12 protein-coding genes are annotated in these 13,946 nt (G+C 63.4%); 4 read left to right on the forward strand and 8 right to left on the reverse strand.

Annotated elements, in window-relative coordinates:
- Positions 1–84 precede the first annotated feature (84 nt).
- From ACPEE1_RS12590 to ACPEE1_RS12605, 4 genes are all read right to left on the reverse strand, one after another.
- A complete protein-coding gene (locus tag ACPEE1_RS12590; protein ID WP_339535255.1) occupies positions 85–504 on the reverse strand; it encodes a VOC family protein in 420 nt (139 codons plus the stop codon).
- Positions 505–595: 91 nt separating this feature from the next.
- Entirely contained in the window at positions 596–1,630 is a 1,035-nt protein-coding gene (locus ACPEE1_RS12595) for a threonine ammonia-lyase (protein ID WP_243419303.1), read from the reverse strand.
- Entirely contained in the window at positions 1,630–2,643 is a 1,014-nt protein-coding gene (locus tag ACPEE1_RS12600) for an N-carbamoyl-D-amino-acid hydrolase (protein ID WP_116925637.1), read from the reverse strand. Before ACPEE1_RS12600 ends, ACPEE1_RS12595 begins: the two co-directional genes overlap by 1 nt.
- A 148-nt stretch (positions 2,644–2,791) precedes the next feature.
- Entirely contained in the window at positions 2,792–3,460 is a 669-nt protein-coding gene (locus ACPEE1_RS12605) for an aspartate/glutamate racemase family protein (RefSeq protein WP_116925636.1), read from the reverse strand.
- A 178-nt stretch (positions 3,461–3,638) separates the two neighbouring features.
- Between ACPEE1_RS12605 and ACPEE1_RS12610 the strand changes: the two genes are divergently transcribed.
- Positions 3,639–4,583 carry a LysR family transcriptional regulator gene (locus ACPEE1_RS12610; RefSeq protein ID WP_116925635.1) on the forward strand — a complete coding sequence of 315 codons (945 nt, stop codon included), beginning with the start codon at positions 3,639–3,641 and terminating at the stop codon, positions 4,581–4,583.
- A 93-nt stretch (positions 4,584–4,676) separates the two neighbouring features.
- Here the strand turns inward: ACPEE1_RS12610 and dkgB are convergent, their stop codons facing one another.
- A complete protein-coding gene (dkgB, locus tag ACPEE1_RS12615; protein ID WP_423932954.1) occupies positions 4,677–5,480 on the reverse strand; it encodes a 2,5-didehydrogluconate reductase DkgB in 804 nt (267 codons plus the stop codon).
- Between dkgB and ACPEE1_RS12620 the strand changes: the two genes are divergently transcribed.
- Complete coding sequence (locus ACPEE1_RS12620; RefSeq protein ID WP_133248120.1) at positions 5,479–5,682, forward strand: hypothetical protein; 204 nt, start codon at positions 5,479–5,481, stop codon at positions 5,680–5,682. The genes dkgB and ACPEE1_RS12620 overlap by 2 nt on opposite strands.
- 66 nt (positions 5,683–5,748) lie before the next feature.
- Here the strand turns inward: ACPEE1_RS12620 and ACPEE1_RS12625 are convergent, their stop codons facing one another.
- On the reverse strand, positions 5,749–6,930 hold the full coding sequence (locus ACPEE1_RS12625) for an MFS transporter (protein WP_260719552.1): 1,182 nt from the start codon (positions 6,928–6,930) through the stop codon (positions 5,749–5,751).
- Positions 6,931–7,005: 75 nt separating this feature from the next.
- Here ACPEE1_RS12625 and ACPEE1_RS12630 point away from each other — a divergent pair, with 75 nt between their 5' ends.
- Positions 7,006–7,908, forward strand: a complete 903-nt coding sequence (locus ACPEE1_RS12630) for a LysR family transcriptional regulator (protein ID WP_182341272.1) — start codon at positions 7,006–7,008, stop codon at positions 7,906–7,908.
- 85 nt (positions 7,909–7,993) lie between these two features.
- Here ACPEE1_RS12630 and ACPEE1_RS12635 read toward each other — a convergent pair whose 3' ends face one another.
- Complete coding sequence (locus ACPEE1_RS12635) at positions 7,994–9,787, reverse strand: AI-2E family transporter (protein ID WP_232539676.1); 1,794 nt, start codon at positions 9,785–9,787, stop codon at positions 7,994–7,996.
- Between the two features lie 337 nt (positions 9,788–10,124).
- A complete protein-coding gene (locus tag ACPEE1_RS12640; RefSeq protein ID WP_423932959.1) occupies positions 10,125–12,515 on the reverse strand; it encodes a Tex family protein in 2,391 nt (796 codons plus the stop codon).
- Positions 12,516–12,738: 223 nt separating this feature from the next.
- Here ACPEE1_RS12640 and ACPEE1_RS12645 point away from each other — a divergent pair, with 223 nt between their 5' ends.
- Complete coding sequence (locus ACPEE1_RS12645; RefSeq protein ID WP_182341264.1) at positions 12,739–13,905, forward strand: DUF72 domain-containing protein; 1,167 nt, start codon at positions 12,739–12,741, stop codon at positions 13,903–13,905.
- The last annotated feature ends 41 nt before the right edge of the window (positions 13,906–13,946 follow it).

Raw genomic sequence — 13,946 nt, forward strand, 5'->3', positions numbered from 1 at the left:
CTTGCACCGGATTGGTGCTCAGTGCAACGGCTTTGGTGCATGGAGCGGCCTTGGGGCAGCGTTTTGGGGAACCTGAATACATTCTTAGTGCGCGTAGATTTGCGCTTCTGAGCGGAAGCCTTTGACCTCAATTGGATTGCCAAAGGGATCGCGAAAGAACATGGTCCATTGCTCACCGGGCTCGCCCTCAAAGCGCACTTGGGGCGCGAGCACAAACTCCACGCCGGCGGCTTGCAGGCGGTCGGCCATCGCGCGCCAGTCGGGGTAGAGCAGGATGATGCCGAAGTGCGGCATTGGCACCATGTGCTGGCCGACCTTGCCGGTGTTGGCTGTGGCAAAGGGCTCGCCCAGGTGCAAGGAGATTTGGTGGCCGAAGAAATCAAAATCGACCCAGGTGTCGGTACTGCGGCCTTCGACGCAGCCGAGCACGCCGCCGTAAAAGGCGCGGGCCTGGTCCAGATCGCGGATATTGAAGGCAAAGTGGAAAGCGGAAGGTAAATTCATGGTGTATGGACTCTGGAAATAGCTGGACGGTGCGGGCGCTGGCGAATGCATGGAACGCAGAGCAGGCCCGCTCGGGACGTGGCAGATGGCATCAAGCCAGGGCCTGGCTGAGCAAAGGCAAGTCGACATTGGCCCCTGACAGCACAACCACTGCACTTTGGCCCTCTAGCGGCAACTTGCCTGCGAGCAAGGCTGCCAAAGCCACTGCGCCGCCGGGCTCGACCACCAAGCGCAGGTCTTCGATGGCAAAACGCATGGCAGCCAGTACCTCGGCGTCGCTGACGCTGACGGCCTGGCTCAGGCGCAGGCCATTGATCGCATAAGGCAGCTCGGCCGGTGTGACGGCCTGCAAGGCATCGCAAATCGAATCGGCCGATTGGGGATTGCTCTGGCGCGTGCCACTGGCCAGTGAGCGCACGGTGTCATCAAACGCAGCCGGTTCCACGGCGACGCAGCGGGTCTGCGGGCTCAAGGCGGCCAGGCTCAGATTGCAGCCCGCCATCATGCCGCCACCGCCACAGGGGGCGGCAAACAGACCGAGTTGCGCCAGGTCATCGGCAGGCAAGTCCTGCAAGGCTTCGAGCGCGACCGTGCCTTGGGCGGCCAGCACTTCGGGAAAGTCGCCCGGTGGGATCAGGGTTGCGTCGGTCTCGGCCAGCAACTGCATGCCGATCTCCTCACGGCTTTGCGTCATGCGGTCGTAGTGCACCACTTTGGCGCCCTGCTCCAGCGCCTTTTTGACCTTATTCTTGGGCGCATCAGCGGGCATCACAATCGTCGCCTGCACGCCCAGCGTGGCAGCGGCCCAGGCAATCGCCTGGCCGTGGTTGCCCGTGGAGTACGCGATCACGCCGTTCTGGCGCTGCGCTTGGCTGAGCGACAAGATCGCATTAAAGGCACCGCGCAGCTTGAAGGAACCGGTGATTTGCAGGCATTCGGGCTTGAGCCAGATGCGTGCACCCGTGCGTTCGCTCAGGCTGCGCGAAAACAGCAGTGGCGTGCGGCGTATATAGGGCGCAATGCGCTCGGCGGCCAACTCAACATCGGCAAACGTGGGCACGCGCATTACGCCAAACAGCTCATGCTGGATGCTGCTGGGCAGCTCGGCCAGGCTGGGCGCATTCATTAGTTCTGCTCCTGGGCGACGGCAGCGCCTTGGGGCTGCCAAACCGCAGGCGCTGTGCTGCCAGTTTGGTTGGTGAGCCGCTGGTAGGCTTCGAGGCGGCGGTGCTGCGCAAAGTTGAAGATGGTCGTGCGGCCCAACTCGCACATCGCGAGGTTGCAGTCGGCCACGACCAGCTCGTCGTCCCAGCTGGTAGCCATCGCCATGATCTCGCCTTGCGGGTTGACGATGATCGAGTGGCCCATCAGCTCAAAGCCGTCTTCATTGCCCGCCTTGGCCACGCCCACGCCAAACGTGGCGTTTTGGTAGCAACCGGCCTGGATCGATAATTGCGAGTGGAAGTTGCGCAGGTGGTGGGCTTCAAAGCCACGGTTTTCCTGGTTCACGGCCGGGGTGTTGTAGCCCAGCATGACCAGTTCCACCTGCTGCAGACCCAGCTCACGCCAGGATTCTGGCCAGCGGCGGTCGTTGCAGATCAGCATGCCCATGTTGACGCCTTCGACTTCACCTACAGGCGCGCGGGTGACCGGAAAGCCCAGGTTGCCCACTTCAAAATAGCGCTTCTCCAGGTGCTGCACCTTGCGGATGGTGGAGAACTCCTTGTGACCGGGCAGGTGGATTTTGCGGTACTTCAATATGACCTCACCCGACGGTGCAATCACCACCGAGGTGTTGAAGCGGCGCTTGCGCAGCACGCCGGTTTCATCGGCTTCGTGGGCGATCTCGGCGTAGCCCAGGTAGCAGGTGATACCGTAGCGCTTGATTGCATCGAACAGCGGCTGGGTGGCGGGCGATGGCAGGGTTTCTTCATACCAGTTGTCAGCCTGGTCGAGGTCCTCGACATACCAGCGTGGGAAGAAGGTCGTGAAGGCCAGCTCGGGGAACACCACCACATTGGCGCCGCGCTGGTAGGCGCGCTCTACGAGGCGCACCATGCGTGCGACGACCGAGTCACGGCCTTCGGCTTTTTGAATAGGGCCCAGCTGGGCGGCAGCCACGGTAATAAGACGCTTCATAGTTGTAGAACTCAAGTGCTAGGAAAACAAACAGGCCTGGTGTGACACGGCAGCGCAGCGCACGCCCAGGTCAAGCCATCAAAGTCAATCCAAGGGGAAAAAGGGTGCAAGGGCTTGTGCCCATGCCGCTAGGGTGGCGAGCAGTGGCCTACCAGCCCAGCCGCGCACGGCCCAAGGCCATCGCAGCAGCTGCTTGGGTGGGCTCGACCACCGGCACGCCAGAGGCTTCAGCCAGTGCATCGCGGTAAGAGGCCATGCCTGCACAGCCCATCACCAGCACGTTCGCGCCCTGCTCGCGCACCAGGCGCTGCCCCACCTCCACCATGCGCGAGAGCGTGCGTTCCTGGTCGGCCAATTCAGTTACGCCCAGGCCGATTGCAGCTTCGCCAGCAATACGGCTGCTGATGCCCATCGCACCGTAGTTGCGCATATGGCGGGCTATCGAGGTTTCCAAAATCGCAATCACGCCCACCCGCTGGCCCATCGACAGGGCCGTCAGCATCGCGCACTCGCTGATGCCCAGCACCGGCACGCCACGCGGCTGCATGGCCTCGCGCACGGCGTACAGGCCGGGGTCGCTAAAGCAGGCAATCACCACTGCTGCGCAGTCATCCGGCAAGGCCAGGCAATGCTGCACCAGGAGCATGGCCACGCCATCGACATCCTGTTGGCTTTGCACACCGGGCGGGCCGCTTGGCAGCCAGTCACTGACGAAGCGCGGCCCTCCAGGCATGCGCAGCGGCGAGAGCGCGAGATCAATTCCTTGGGTGACCCTTAAGCTGCTGTTGGGGTTGACGACGTAAATGGCCGATGACATGAGCGCGCCTCGTACAAATTGGAATGACTGCAATTTACGAGTATTCGCGTGGCATAGAAATTGCTGAAATGTCGGTCTTGATTAACATGAGGTTAAGGCTTGCTGGTGGCGCCCTGCTCTGTGCAGTCTCCCAGCACCTTGGCCGCTTTTGTAGTCACCTTGACTAGTAAGGACCACAATGGCCGCACTGAACTTGCGCCAGATTGAGGTATTCCGCGCCGTGATGAGCACCGGCAGCATTGCGGGCGCTTCGCAAATCCTGTTTGTCTCCCAGCCGGCCGTCAGCCGTCTGCTGGCCTACACCGAGCAGCGCATTGGTTTTGTTTTGTTTGAGCGCATCAAAGGGCGCTTGTTTGCCACGCCGGAGGCGCGCCGCCTGATTGGCGAGGTCGAGCAGGTCTACCAGTCGGTGCAGCGCGTCAACGACCTGGCAGGCGACCTGGCCAGGCACCGCACCGGCATTCTGAACCTGGTCTCGGGCCCCTCGATTGGACAAAGCTTTATTCCGCAGGCTGTCGCCAGTTTTCGCCAGCAGTTTCCCGATTGCAAGATGACTTTTGCCTGCCACGGCCACGAGCAGATTCGCGAGCGCTTGCTGAACCACCAGGCCGATCTTGGCGTGATCAGCTCAGCGATTGAGCACCCGAATCTCGACATCACGCCGCTGTGCACCAACCGCCTGGTGTGCATCATGCCGGCCAACCACGCACTGTGCGAGAAAGAAGAAGTCACCCCCGAGGACTTGATGCAATGGCCCATGGTTGGCTACGGACACGACACGCCGATGGGTCGGCGCGTGACGGCGTACTGCCAGGATATGGAGCTGGAGCCCAACGAAGTGGTGGAGGTGGGCTCGCCGCAAAATGCGGGATCGATGGTCGAGATGGGTGTGGGCATTGCGCTGGTCGATGAATTCTCGGTGCGCAGCTGGCATGCCTCGCGACCCGTCATGGTGCGCCCCTTGAGGAATGCACCGGTATTGCAAACCAATTTGGTGCATCACAAATTCGAGCCCATGTCCCAGCTGGCGCAGCGCTTTATCGCCGAGTTGCGCCAGTTGGTTGAGCAATACGGCTTTGTGCTTGCGCGAGAGAGGGATATGGAACCGGCGGTGACCCCATAGCATGGGCCAGATTGCAGAACCATCCCGCCTTTGGACGCAGCGCGTTTGCTGCAAAGCGGCCAAGCGCCCATGCAGGCAAATGCGGCTACCGCCTCAATCCCAGATCGGAGCCAGCCCCTCAGGATTGACTTCGCGGCCATTGCGCTCCAGCTGCGCAATGCGGGCCATGTCCTCGGCATCGAGCACCAGCTGCTGGGCCAGCAGGTTGCTGGCCAGGTTCTCGCGCTTGGTGGAAGACGGGATGACGGCGTAACCCAGCTGCAGCGCCCATGCCAGGGCGACCTGGGCGACGGTGGCCTGGTGCTTGCTGGCGATCTCGGCCAGTACCGGGTCCTTCAGCACCTTGCCGTAGGCCAGGGTCATGTACGAGGTCACAGCAATTCCCTGCTCCTGGAGAAAGGCCGTCAATTGGTGGCTTTGCAGGTAGGGGCTGAGCTCGACCTGGTTGGTGGCGATCTCCCCTGCTCCGACAGCAGCGATAGCCTGGCGGGTCAGCTCGATATTGAAGTTGGAAATACCGATCTGGCGCGTGAGGCCCTGGGCCTTGGCTTCTGCCAGTGCCGTCATGAACTCTTGCAATTCCACGCCATTGCCGGGGGCGGGCCAGTGGATCAGGGTCAGGTCCACATAGTCGCTGCGCAGCTTTTTGAGGCTGTGCTTGAGGCTGGGAACCAGCTTGGCCTGGCTGTAGTTGTCGGTCCAGATCTTGGTGGTGACAAACAGCTCTTCGCGCGCCACGCCGCTGTCGGCCATAGCCTGGCCCACTTCGGCTTCGTTGCCGTAGATCTGCGCGGTATCGACCGCCCGGTAGCCCAGCTCCAGTGCATTGCGCACGGAATCGACGACCACCTGCCCTTGCAGACGGAAAGTACCAACGCCAAATCGAGGAATAGACATGAAAAACTCCTTGGAAAAAATACAGATAGAGACAGGTGCGGCAGACCTGCAGCGCTTGGATCACCAACCAGGTCTTGATCGCATTGGCAACCAGTTTGCGCTTTTCATCCTTGCAGATAAAGCCCTGGATCAACAATATTCTTTTGAAGAAATATCAACTATCAAGCCCTACCCACTCCGTGCGCGGCTTCACCAGGCCTAGAAAGCAAAAAAGCCCCTCGCGCAGCCTGTGGTCTGCACGAGGAGCCTTTGGCCCAAATAGCAATGTTTAGATATTGCTAGCCGCCGCTGCAGCACCAGCCTGACCACGGCGCATGCGGCCCTGAATCAATACCAGGCCCAGCCCGCCTGCGGCAAGCGCCGCACCTGCCCAAGCTACGGCCCCGTAGCCCAGGCCCTGTCCGATCACGGCACCCCCCAAGGCCGCGCCCACGGCATTGCCCAGATTGAAGGCGCCCACATTGACGGATGAGGCCAGGCCGGGCGCCTCAGCAGCGGCCTGCATCACCCGCATCTGCACCGGGGGCACCATGCCAAAGGCAGCCGCACCCCACACCACCAGACCGATGCCGGCGCCTACATGGGTGGTCAGCGCCCAAGGCAATACCACCATGATGAGCGCCAGGGCCAGCAGGATGAGGCGCGTGGCGCCATCGAGCGACCAGTCGGCCAGGCGCCCTCCCAGGCTGTTGCCGATGGTGAAACCCAGGCCAATGAGTACCAGCGCAAAGGCGATAAAGCCGGGGCTGGCATGGGTGATCTCGGTCAGCACCGGGGCCACATAGGTGTAGAGCGTGAACATGGAGCCGGCGCCCAGCACCGTGGTGCCCATGGCCAGCAGCACCTCAGGTCGCGTCAGCACCTTGAGCTCGCGGCGCACATCAGGGCGTGTGCCGGCCTCGCCCTTTGGTAGCACCATCCACAGCGCGGCAATGGTGACCAGGCCCAGCGCGGCCGTGCCGGCAAAGGCCAGCCGCCAGCCCACTTGCTGGCCGATCCAGGTGGCAGCGGGCACACCGCCAATATTGGCCACCGTGAGCCCCATGAACATCGCAGCAATGGCGCTGGCCTGTTTGTCCTTGGGCACCACGCTGGCTGCCACCACCGCGCCAATGCCAAAGAAAGCGCCATGGTTGAGGCTGGTCACCAGGCGCGACAGCATCAAGGTCGTGTAGCCGGGGGCCAGTGCCGAGAGCAGATTGCCCACGGTGAAGATCAGCATCAAGGTGACCAGCGCGGCGCGCCGACCAAAGCGGCTGAACAGCAAGGTCATCACCGGCGCGCCCAGCATCACGCCCACGGCATAGGCCGACACCAGCATACCGGCGGTCGGAATGCTGACATCAACGCCCTGGGCGATAACAGGCAAAAGCCCCATCGGGGCAAACTCGGTCGTGCCAATGGCGAAAGCACCAATGGCCAAGGCGAACAAAACAGCGGAAGACTTCATAGCCTCTAGTGTGCCCTGCTACTATTTGCAGATTAAGTACCATTGCCACCAAAATATTTTGACGCCAGGGCAACAATGAAGACCACGCTCGATGAATTGCAGGCCTTTGTGGCCGTGGTCGATACCGGCTCGATCACCGCAGCGTCCGAATTGCTGGACCAGACGGTGTCCGCCACCAGCCGCACCTTGGGCCGGCTGGAAGAAAAGCTACAAACCACCCTGCTGCGCCGCACGACCCGCCGCCTGGAGCTGACCGAAGAAGGCAGCGCCTTCCTGCAACGAGCACGCGCGATTTTGGTGTCCGTCGATGAGGCCGAGGAGCTGATGGCCGCCCGGCGTGTGCGGCCCGCCGGGCGCCTGCGGGTGGATGCTGCCACGCCCTTTATGCTGCATGTGCTGGTGCCGCTGGTTGACAGCTTTCGCGCGAAATACCCGGAGGTGGAGCTGGAGCTGCACTCGCACGAAGGCATTGTGGATCTGATCGAAAAGCGCAGCGATGTCGCCTTTCGCATTGGTGCGCTCAAGAATTCGAGCATGCATGCGCGGCCGGTGGGCATCAGCCGCATCCGGGTGCTGGCCAGCCCGGCCTATCTGGCGCGCCATGGCACCCCGAGCAGCCCCCAGCAGTTGGCGCAGCATGTACTGCTGGGCTTTACCCAGCCCGATTCGCTCAATGAATGGCCGCTGCGTGATGCAAGCGGCGAGCTGCTGCGCATCCAGCCCGCGATTGCGTCCTCCAGCGGCGAGACGCTGCGCCATATGGCCCTGGCGGGTTTTGGCATCGTCTGTCTGTCGGATTTCATGACCCGGGCGGACCGCGACAGCGGCCAGCTGGTGACCTTGTTTGACGACCAGCTGCTCGATGTGCGCCAGTCCATCCATGCGGTGTACTACCGCAATACGGCGCTGGCCTCGCGCATCACCTGCTTTGTCGACCATGTGATCGGTGCGCTGGGGGCGCAGCCCTTCAGCGACTGATCGCTGCCACCCAGACCATGGACAACCGCCCTGCTCTGCCGGGCTTGGGGGCGCCTATTACTGCCTGCCTGCCAAAGCGCGCTCGTCAGGCAGCATCCTTGTCCGATGGCTCTTCATCCACCACCAGCGCCGTCAGGTCACTGATCCGGTAAGCGGCGCTATCGGCCTGCATGCTGCCCAGCGTTGCAGGCCGCAAGGGTCCGCGCCCCGGGGCGCCCAACAGCATCACGGTGATGTGCAGCTGCGGGCAGCGCAAGCGCAGGCTCTCGCACATCTGGCTAAGCTTGCCCAGCGGGTTGGAGTGAAAGCTGCAGATGCACAGATGGCGCACGCCGTCATAGAGGGACAGATCGCCCTGGCGCAGTACCGTCTCGATCGACACCGCGCGGGTGCTGCTGTCCACGCCGTGCAGCCGCAGCGCATGGGCGGCCATCGAGGCGGCATGCCGGTCAATATCCCACTGCATGCCCACGCAGACCACGGTCTGTGCCGGTGGCTGGCCTTCGGCAACTGGGGGCAGCGCCGCGGGCCGGTAGTGGCGCTGCAGGCCACTGAGCAGCATGGCCACGGCCTCTGAAAGGCGCTGGCGTTGCGGCGGGCTGGCGGAATGGCGGTACTGCTGCGCGGCAATCAGCAGCGCCGGCACGGCCACTTGGTCATAGAACTGGGTGACAGCCAAGGCCTGTTCATGCTGGCTGGGCTTGGGAGACAGCGCCTGGTCAATATTTTCCGAGGCCACGTCAATGGCCTGGTCCACATCGCCACGCCACAGCCGTTGCAGCAGTTTCTCGGGCGGGTCAAACACGGCCTGGCTGCCCAGCAAGATCTCCAAAAAGCCCATGCCCGGAATATAGCGGCCCAGCACCAGCAGGCAGACCGTCAGCGGCGTCGACAAGATCAGGCCGATGGGCCCCCAGAGCGCGGTCCAGAAGGTCGCTGCCAAAATAATGGACAAGGTCGACAAGCCCGTGCTGGCCCCATACAGCCAAGGCTCGATCACGTTGTTGCTGAGCAACTCCAAAAGCAGGATCAAGGCCAAGGTCCACAGCAGCAGGCTCCAGCCCGGGTCCACCGCAAAGGCCAGCGTGAGCGGGAACACCGCCGACGCCATCGGGCCGATATAGGGCACAAAGCGCAGCACCGCTGCCAAGATGCCCCAGAGAATCGCGCCAGGCACACCAATCCACCACAGCCCCAAAGCCATCGGCACGCCATAGCTCAGATTCACAAAAAGCTGCATGCGCAGATACTGGCCAATGCGGGTGGCGGCATCGTCGAGCGCGTCCGACGCCATATGGGTGTTGGGGCCCATCAGGCGCAGCAGCCGGTCCTGCAGGCCGCTGCGGTCCAGCAAGATCAAGACGACAAACAAGAACACGATGCCGGTGGTGGCCAGCGGCTCAGCCACCTTGCTCAGCAGCTCCAGCGCCTTTTGAATGGGTTTGACGGTGGGCTCTTGCACTTCCACCTTCTGCACCCGGCGCGTGCGTGCATCGCCCTGCCCGATCTCCGTCTCCACGGTATTGAGCACCTTGACGGCGCCGTCCCAGACGCCCGGGCCATTGAAATAAGGTTTGACATGGCGCAGCTTCTGGCGAATGGTGTTTTGGTAGGTGGGCAGCTCGGCGCTGAGGCTGGTGACCTGACCGCCCACATAGATGGCGCCCGCACCCAGCGCGCCCAAGGCCAGCACCATCACCAGCGCCACCGACAGCACCCGGGGCATGCCCCAACGCTTGAGCCGGCTGACCGCCGGGTCCAGCAAAAAGCCCAGAAGCGCTGCCAGGGCCACCGGTAGCAGCACATCCCGGCCTACATACAGGCCCAGAATCACCACCGCCGCAATGACCATGCCCACCATCAGCCGCAAACCGGGCACGATCGCCAACAGCGGCGCCAGTGTTTCTTGGGTAGACGGCCCGGCTCGGCGGCGCCCCGCTGAGCGCCCGCTGCTGCGTCCCGTTTCGCGCAGCTCTGCACGCTGTGAGCGTTTGGGCCCGGGAACAGGCTGGGCTACAGGCTCATCATCGGGCGCGGGGTGGTCGGGTGGCATGGGGTGCAGAGCTCAGAGGGGTGGGATACGCAAGCTGCTATTAGATCCAATTTCCGGGATGGAAGATGTCATCTTTGGCCGCTTTTTGGAGCGCTGACCGCAGTCAACAAAAAACCGCAAGGCCGGATGGCACTTGCGGTTCGCGCAGGCCATAGGCCTGGGCTTATTTTTTGAGGCCTTGCAGCTTGGCAAAAGCCGAGGCCATGGCGTTTTGCTGCGCAGGTTGGTTGGCGCGTGCGGGCTGCGTGTAGCCGCCCCGGCCGCCACCGCCCTGGCCCCGGCCAGCCGCTTCAAAGCGGTTGTCGCGTGGGCCATCGCGGCGTGGGGGCGCAGCGTCCAGCTTCATCGTCAGGCTGATGCGCTTGCGCTCCACATCCACTTCCAGTACCTTGACCTTGACGATCTGGCCGGTCTTGACGGCTTCGCGGGCATCTTCGATGAACTTGTAGCTCATCTGGCTGACGTGGACCAGGCCATCTTGGTGCACGCCCAGGTCCACAAAGGCGCCAAACTGGGCGACGTTGCTCACGGTGCCTTCCAAGGTCATGCCTTCGCGCAGGTCCTTGATGTCTTCCACGCCTTCGTTGAAGCGGGCCACGACAAAGTCGGGGCGCGGGTCACGGCCGGGCTTTTCCAGCTCGCCCAAAATGTCCGAGATCGTGAGCGCGCCAAACTTCTCGCTGACAAAGCGCTCGGCCTTGAGGCTCTTGAGCACCTCGCCACGGCCCATCAGCTGGTCCACCGGCTTGCCCGTCGTCGCAATGATCTGCTCAACCACCGCATAGGTTTCCGGGTGCACGCCGGTCATGTCCAGCGGGTTGTCACCACCCCGGATGCGCAAAAAGCCTGCTGCCTGCTCAAAGGTCTTGGCGCCCAGCCCCGCCACATCCATCAGCTGCTTGCGGTTCTTGAACGAGCCATTGGCATCGCGCCAACGCACCACCGACTTGGCCACCGTGCCCGACAGGCCGGAGACGCGGCTGAGCAGTGGGGCAGAGGCCGTATTCAGGTCCACGCCCACCGAGTTCACGCAGTCTTCCACCACCGCGTCAAGCTGGCGGGCCAGCTCGCTTTGGTTCACATCGTGCTGGTACTGCCCCACGCCAATGCTCTTGGGGTCGATCTTGACCAGCTCGGCGAGCGGGTCCTGCAGGCGGCGGGCAATCGAGGCCGCGCCGCGCAGGCTGACATCGACATCGGGCATCTCGAGCGCAGCAAACTCGCTGGCCGAGTAGACCGACGCGCCCGCCTCGCTCACCACCACTTTTTCAATCTTCTTGTCCGCTTTCTCGGCAATGCGGATCAGGTCGGCGGCCAGTTTGTCGGTCTCGCGGCTGGCCGTGCCGTTGCCAATCGCAATCAGGTTGATCTGGTGCTTTTCCACCAGGCGTGCCAGCACGGCCAGGGAACCGTCCCAGTCGCGGCGCGGCTCGTGCGGGTAGACGGTGGTGGTGTCCACCAGCTTGCCGGTAGGGTCGACCACCGCGACTTTCACGCCGGTGCGGATGCCCGGGTCCAGGCCCAGCACGGCGCGCTGGCCGGCAGGCGCTGCCAGCAGCAGGTCGCGCAGGTTGTCGCCAAACACCTTGATCGCTACTTTTTCGGCGTCTTCACGCAGGCGGGAGAACAGATCGCGCTCGGTCGACAGGCTGAGCTTGACGCGCCAGGTCCAGGCCACGCACTTGCGGATCAAATCATCGCTGGCGCGCTTGGCATGGCTCCAGCCCAGGTGCAGCGCAATCTTGCCCTCGGCGAGGCTGGGCTGGCCCGGCTCGGGCGCCACGCCAGGCTGCAGCTCGGGCTGGACCAGCTTGGCCTCGAGCACTTCGAGCGCGCGGCCCCGGAACACGGCCAGCGCGCGGTGCGACGGCACGCGGCCAATGGGCTCGTCATAGTCAAAGTAATCGCGGAACTTGGCGACCTCGGGGTCGTTTTCGTTCTTGGACTCGACCTTCTTGGATCGCAGCAGGCCTTCGGCCCAAAGCCATTCACGCAGCTTTTGCACCAGTGCCGGGTCTTCAGCCCAGCGCTCGGACAGGATGTCGCGCACGCCATCGAGCACCGCCAGCGGGGTCGAGAAATCCGGACCGGGCTTGCCATCGTCGAGCACGGTGGCGGGCTTGCAAAAGGCCCGGGCTTCCTGCTGCGGGTCCAGGCTCGGGTCCGCAAACAGCTTGTCGGCCAGCGGCTCAATGCCAAACTTCTTGGCGATCTGGCCCTTGGTGCGGCGCTTTTGCTTGAAAGGCAGGTAAATGTCTTCGAGCTCCTGCTTGGTGGGCGCGCGGGCAATGGCCAGGCGCAGCGCATCGGTCAGCTTGCCCTGCTCGTCAATGGCCTTGAGCACCGTCTCGCGCCGCTCCTGCAGCTCCCGCAGATACGTCAGGCGCTCGGCCAAATCCCGCAGCTGGGTGTCATCCAGACCACCGGTGGCTTCCTTGCGGTAGCGGGCAATAAAGGGCACCGTCGCCCCGCTGTCCAGCAATTCCACGGCCGACGTCACCTGCGATTCGGCAACCTTCAGCTCAGCTGCAATCTGCGCAATGATCTTTTGCATGCTCTACGCTCGCTCCAATGCTTCTCTGGCAAAAGAGCCAGTGTGCCATAGCTGCTGGCAGCCACTGGGGATTTGAACAGTTGCCGGATTTGAAAAATGTAATTTTTATAGCGATCGGCAGGACAGCTGCACTGGGGTGGCGCCTCACGGCGGGCTTTGCGCGCCAATCGTCAAACAATGCCAATCGGGCGGGCAGCTGCCGCCAATGGCATACTGGGACGCGATGTCCTCTGACCATGACCTGAATTTGGATTTGTTTGGCGCCGAGCCCGCGCCGGCTGCTGCTGCAGCCACCCCAGCGGCGCCGCCCGCCAACGCGCAAGACAGCGAAGCCGCCCCTCCTCCAGCCGCCACTCCACCCGCTCCTGCCGTCAAAACGCGCAGCCGTGCGCAGGCCGTCGGTGCCGCATACCCCTTGTTGGGGGAGGACCTGGCCCCCGCCCTGCCTGCGCTGCTGCGCATGGGCGGCTCATCCTGGTCCTATCCTGGCTGGCAGGGCCTGGTCTGGGACAAGGCCTACAGCGAGCGCATTCTTGCGCAGCGCGGCCTGAACGCCTATGCCGAGCACCCGTTGCTGCGCACCGTCAGCATTGACCGCAGCTTTTACCGGCCGCTGGCAGCGTCCGAGTACGCGGTTTATGCCGCCCAGGTGCCAGAAGATTTTCGCTTTGTCGTCAAGGCGCCGGCGCTCGTCTGCGATGCCCAGGTGCGCAGTGAAGAAGGCCGCGGGAAAGAGCCCAACCCAGCCTTTTTGAATGTGGAGCTGGCCCTTGCCAGCTATGTGCGGCCCGCCTGCGAAGGGCTGCTGGACAAGCTCGGCGTGCTGCTGTTCCAGCTCAGCCCCCTGCCGCTGGGGCGGCTGCTGAACCTGCAGCCCACCTTGGCGGAACTGGAGCAACTGGCGCAGGCCGTGCAGGCCGAGCTGGCCGGATTGCCGGCAGAGCGCCGGCCCATTGTGGCCTTTGAAGTGCGCGATGCCGATTGGCTGCGCCCCGACATCGCCCCGCAGCTGGCCCAGATTCTGCGCCAGACCGGCGCGACCTACTGCCTGGGCCTGCATGCCAAGATGCCGCGCCTGCCCGAGCAACTGCCGCTGCTGCGCGCGCTGTGGCCCGGCCCGCTGGTCTGCCGCTGGAATGTGAACCCCGTCTTTGGCCCCTATGGCTATGCCGATGCCGAAAAGCAATTGGCGCCGTTTGACCGCATCCAGCAGCCTGACCCCGCGACGCTGGCCCTGCTGGCGAGCACCTTGGCCGGCGTCTGCGGCAAGGGGCAAGCGGCCTATGTCACCGTCAGCAACGAAGCCGAGGGCTGCGGCCCGCTCAGCATTGTACGGCTGGCAGAGGCGATGGCCGCGCTGAAAAAATCTGAAAACCCAAGCCCGGCCTGATTGCAATCGCTTGCGATGTTTTGCGCAAATTTGCCGCTGCT

The organism is Comamonas sp. 23, from assembly GCF_049601575.1.
GTDB lineage: Bacteria > Pseudomonadota > Gammaproteobacteria > Burkholderiales > Burkholderiaceae_C > Comamonas > Comamonas squillarum.

Excerpts from the sequence above, each read along its gene's own strand:
- ACPEE1_RS12590 (WP_339535255.1), bottom strand. The coding sequence starts at position 504 with ATGAATTTACCTTCCGCTTTCCACTTTGCCTTCAATATCCGCGATCTG.
- ACPEE1_RS12595 (WP_243419303.1), bottom strand. The coding sequence starts at position 1,630 with ATGAATGCGCCCAGCCTGGCCGAGCTGCCCAGCAGCATCCAGCATGAG.
- ACPEE1_RS12600 (WP_116925637.1), bottom strand. The coding sequence starts at position 2,643 with ATGAAGCGTCTTATTACCGTGGCTGCCGCCCAGCTGGGCCCTATTCAA.
- ACPEE1_RS12605 (WP_116925636.1), bottom strand. The coding sequence starts at position 3,460 with ATGTCATCGGCCATTTACGTCGTCAACCCCAACAGCAGCTTAAGGGTC.
- ACPEE1_RS12610 (WP_116925635.1), top strand. The coding sequence starts at position 3,639 with ATGGCCGCACTGAACTTGCGCCAGATTGAGGTATTCCGCGCCGTGATG.
- ACPEE1_RS12620 (WP_133248120.1), top strand. The coding sequence starts at position 5,479 with ATGAAAAACTCCTTGGAAAAAATACAGATAGAGACAGGTGCGGCAGAC.
- dkgB (WP_423932954.1), bottom strand. The coding sequence starts at position 5,480 with ATGTCTATTCCTCGATTTGGCGTTGGTACTTTCCGTCTGCAAGGGCAG.
- ACPEE1_RS12625 (WP_260719552.1), bottom strand. The coding sequence starts at position 6,930 with ATGAAGTCTTCCGCTGTTTTGTTCGCCTTGGCCATTGGTGCTTTCGCC.
- ACPEE1_RS12630 (WP_182341272.1), top strand. The coding sequence starts at position 7,006 with ATGAAGACCACGCTCGATGAATTGCAGGCCTTTGTGGCCGTGGTCGAT.
- ACPEE1_RS12640 (WP_423932959.1), bottom strand. The coding sequence starts at position 12,515 with ATGCAAAAGATCATTGCGCAGATTGCAGCTGAGCTGAAGGTTGCCGAA.
- ACPEE1_RS12645 (WP_182341264.1), top strand. The coding sequence starts at position 12,739 with ATGTCCTCTGACCATGACCTGAATTTGGATTTGTTTGGCGCCGAGCCC.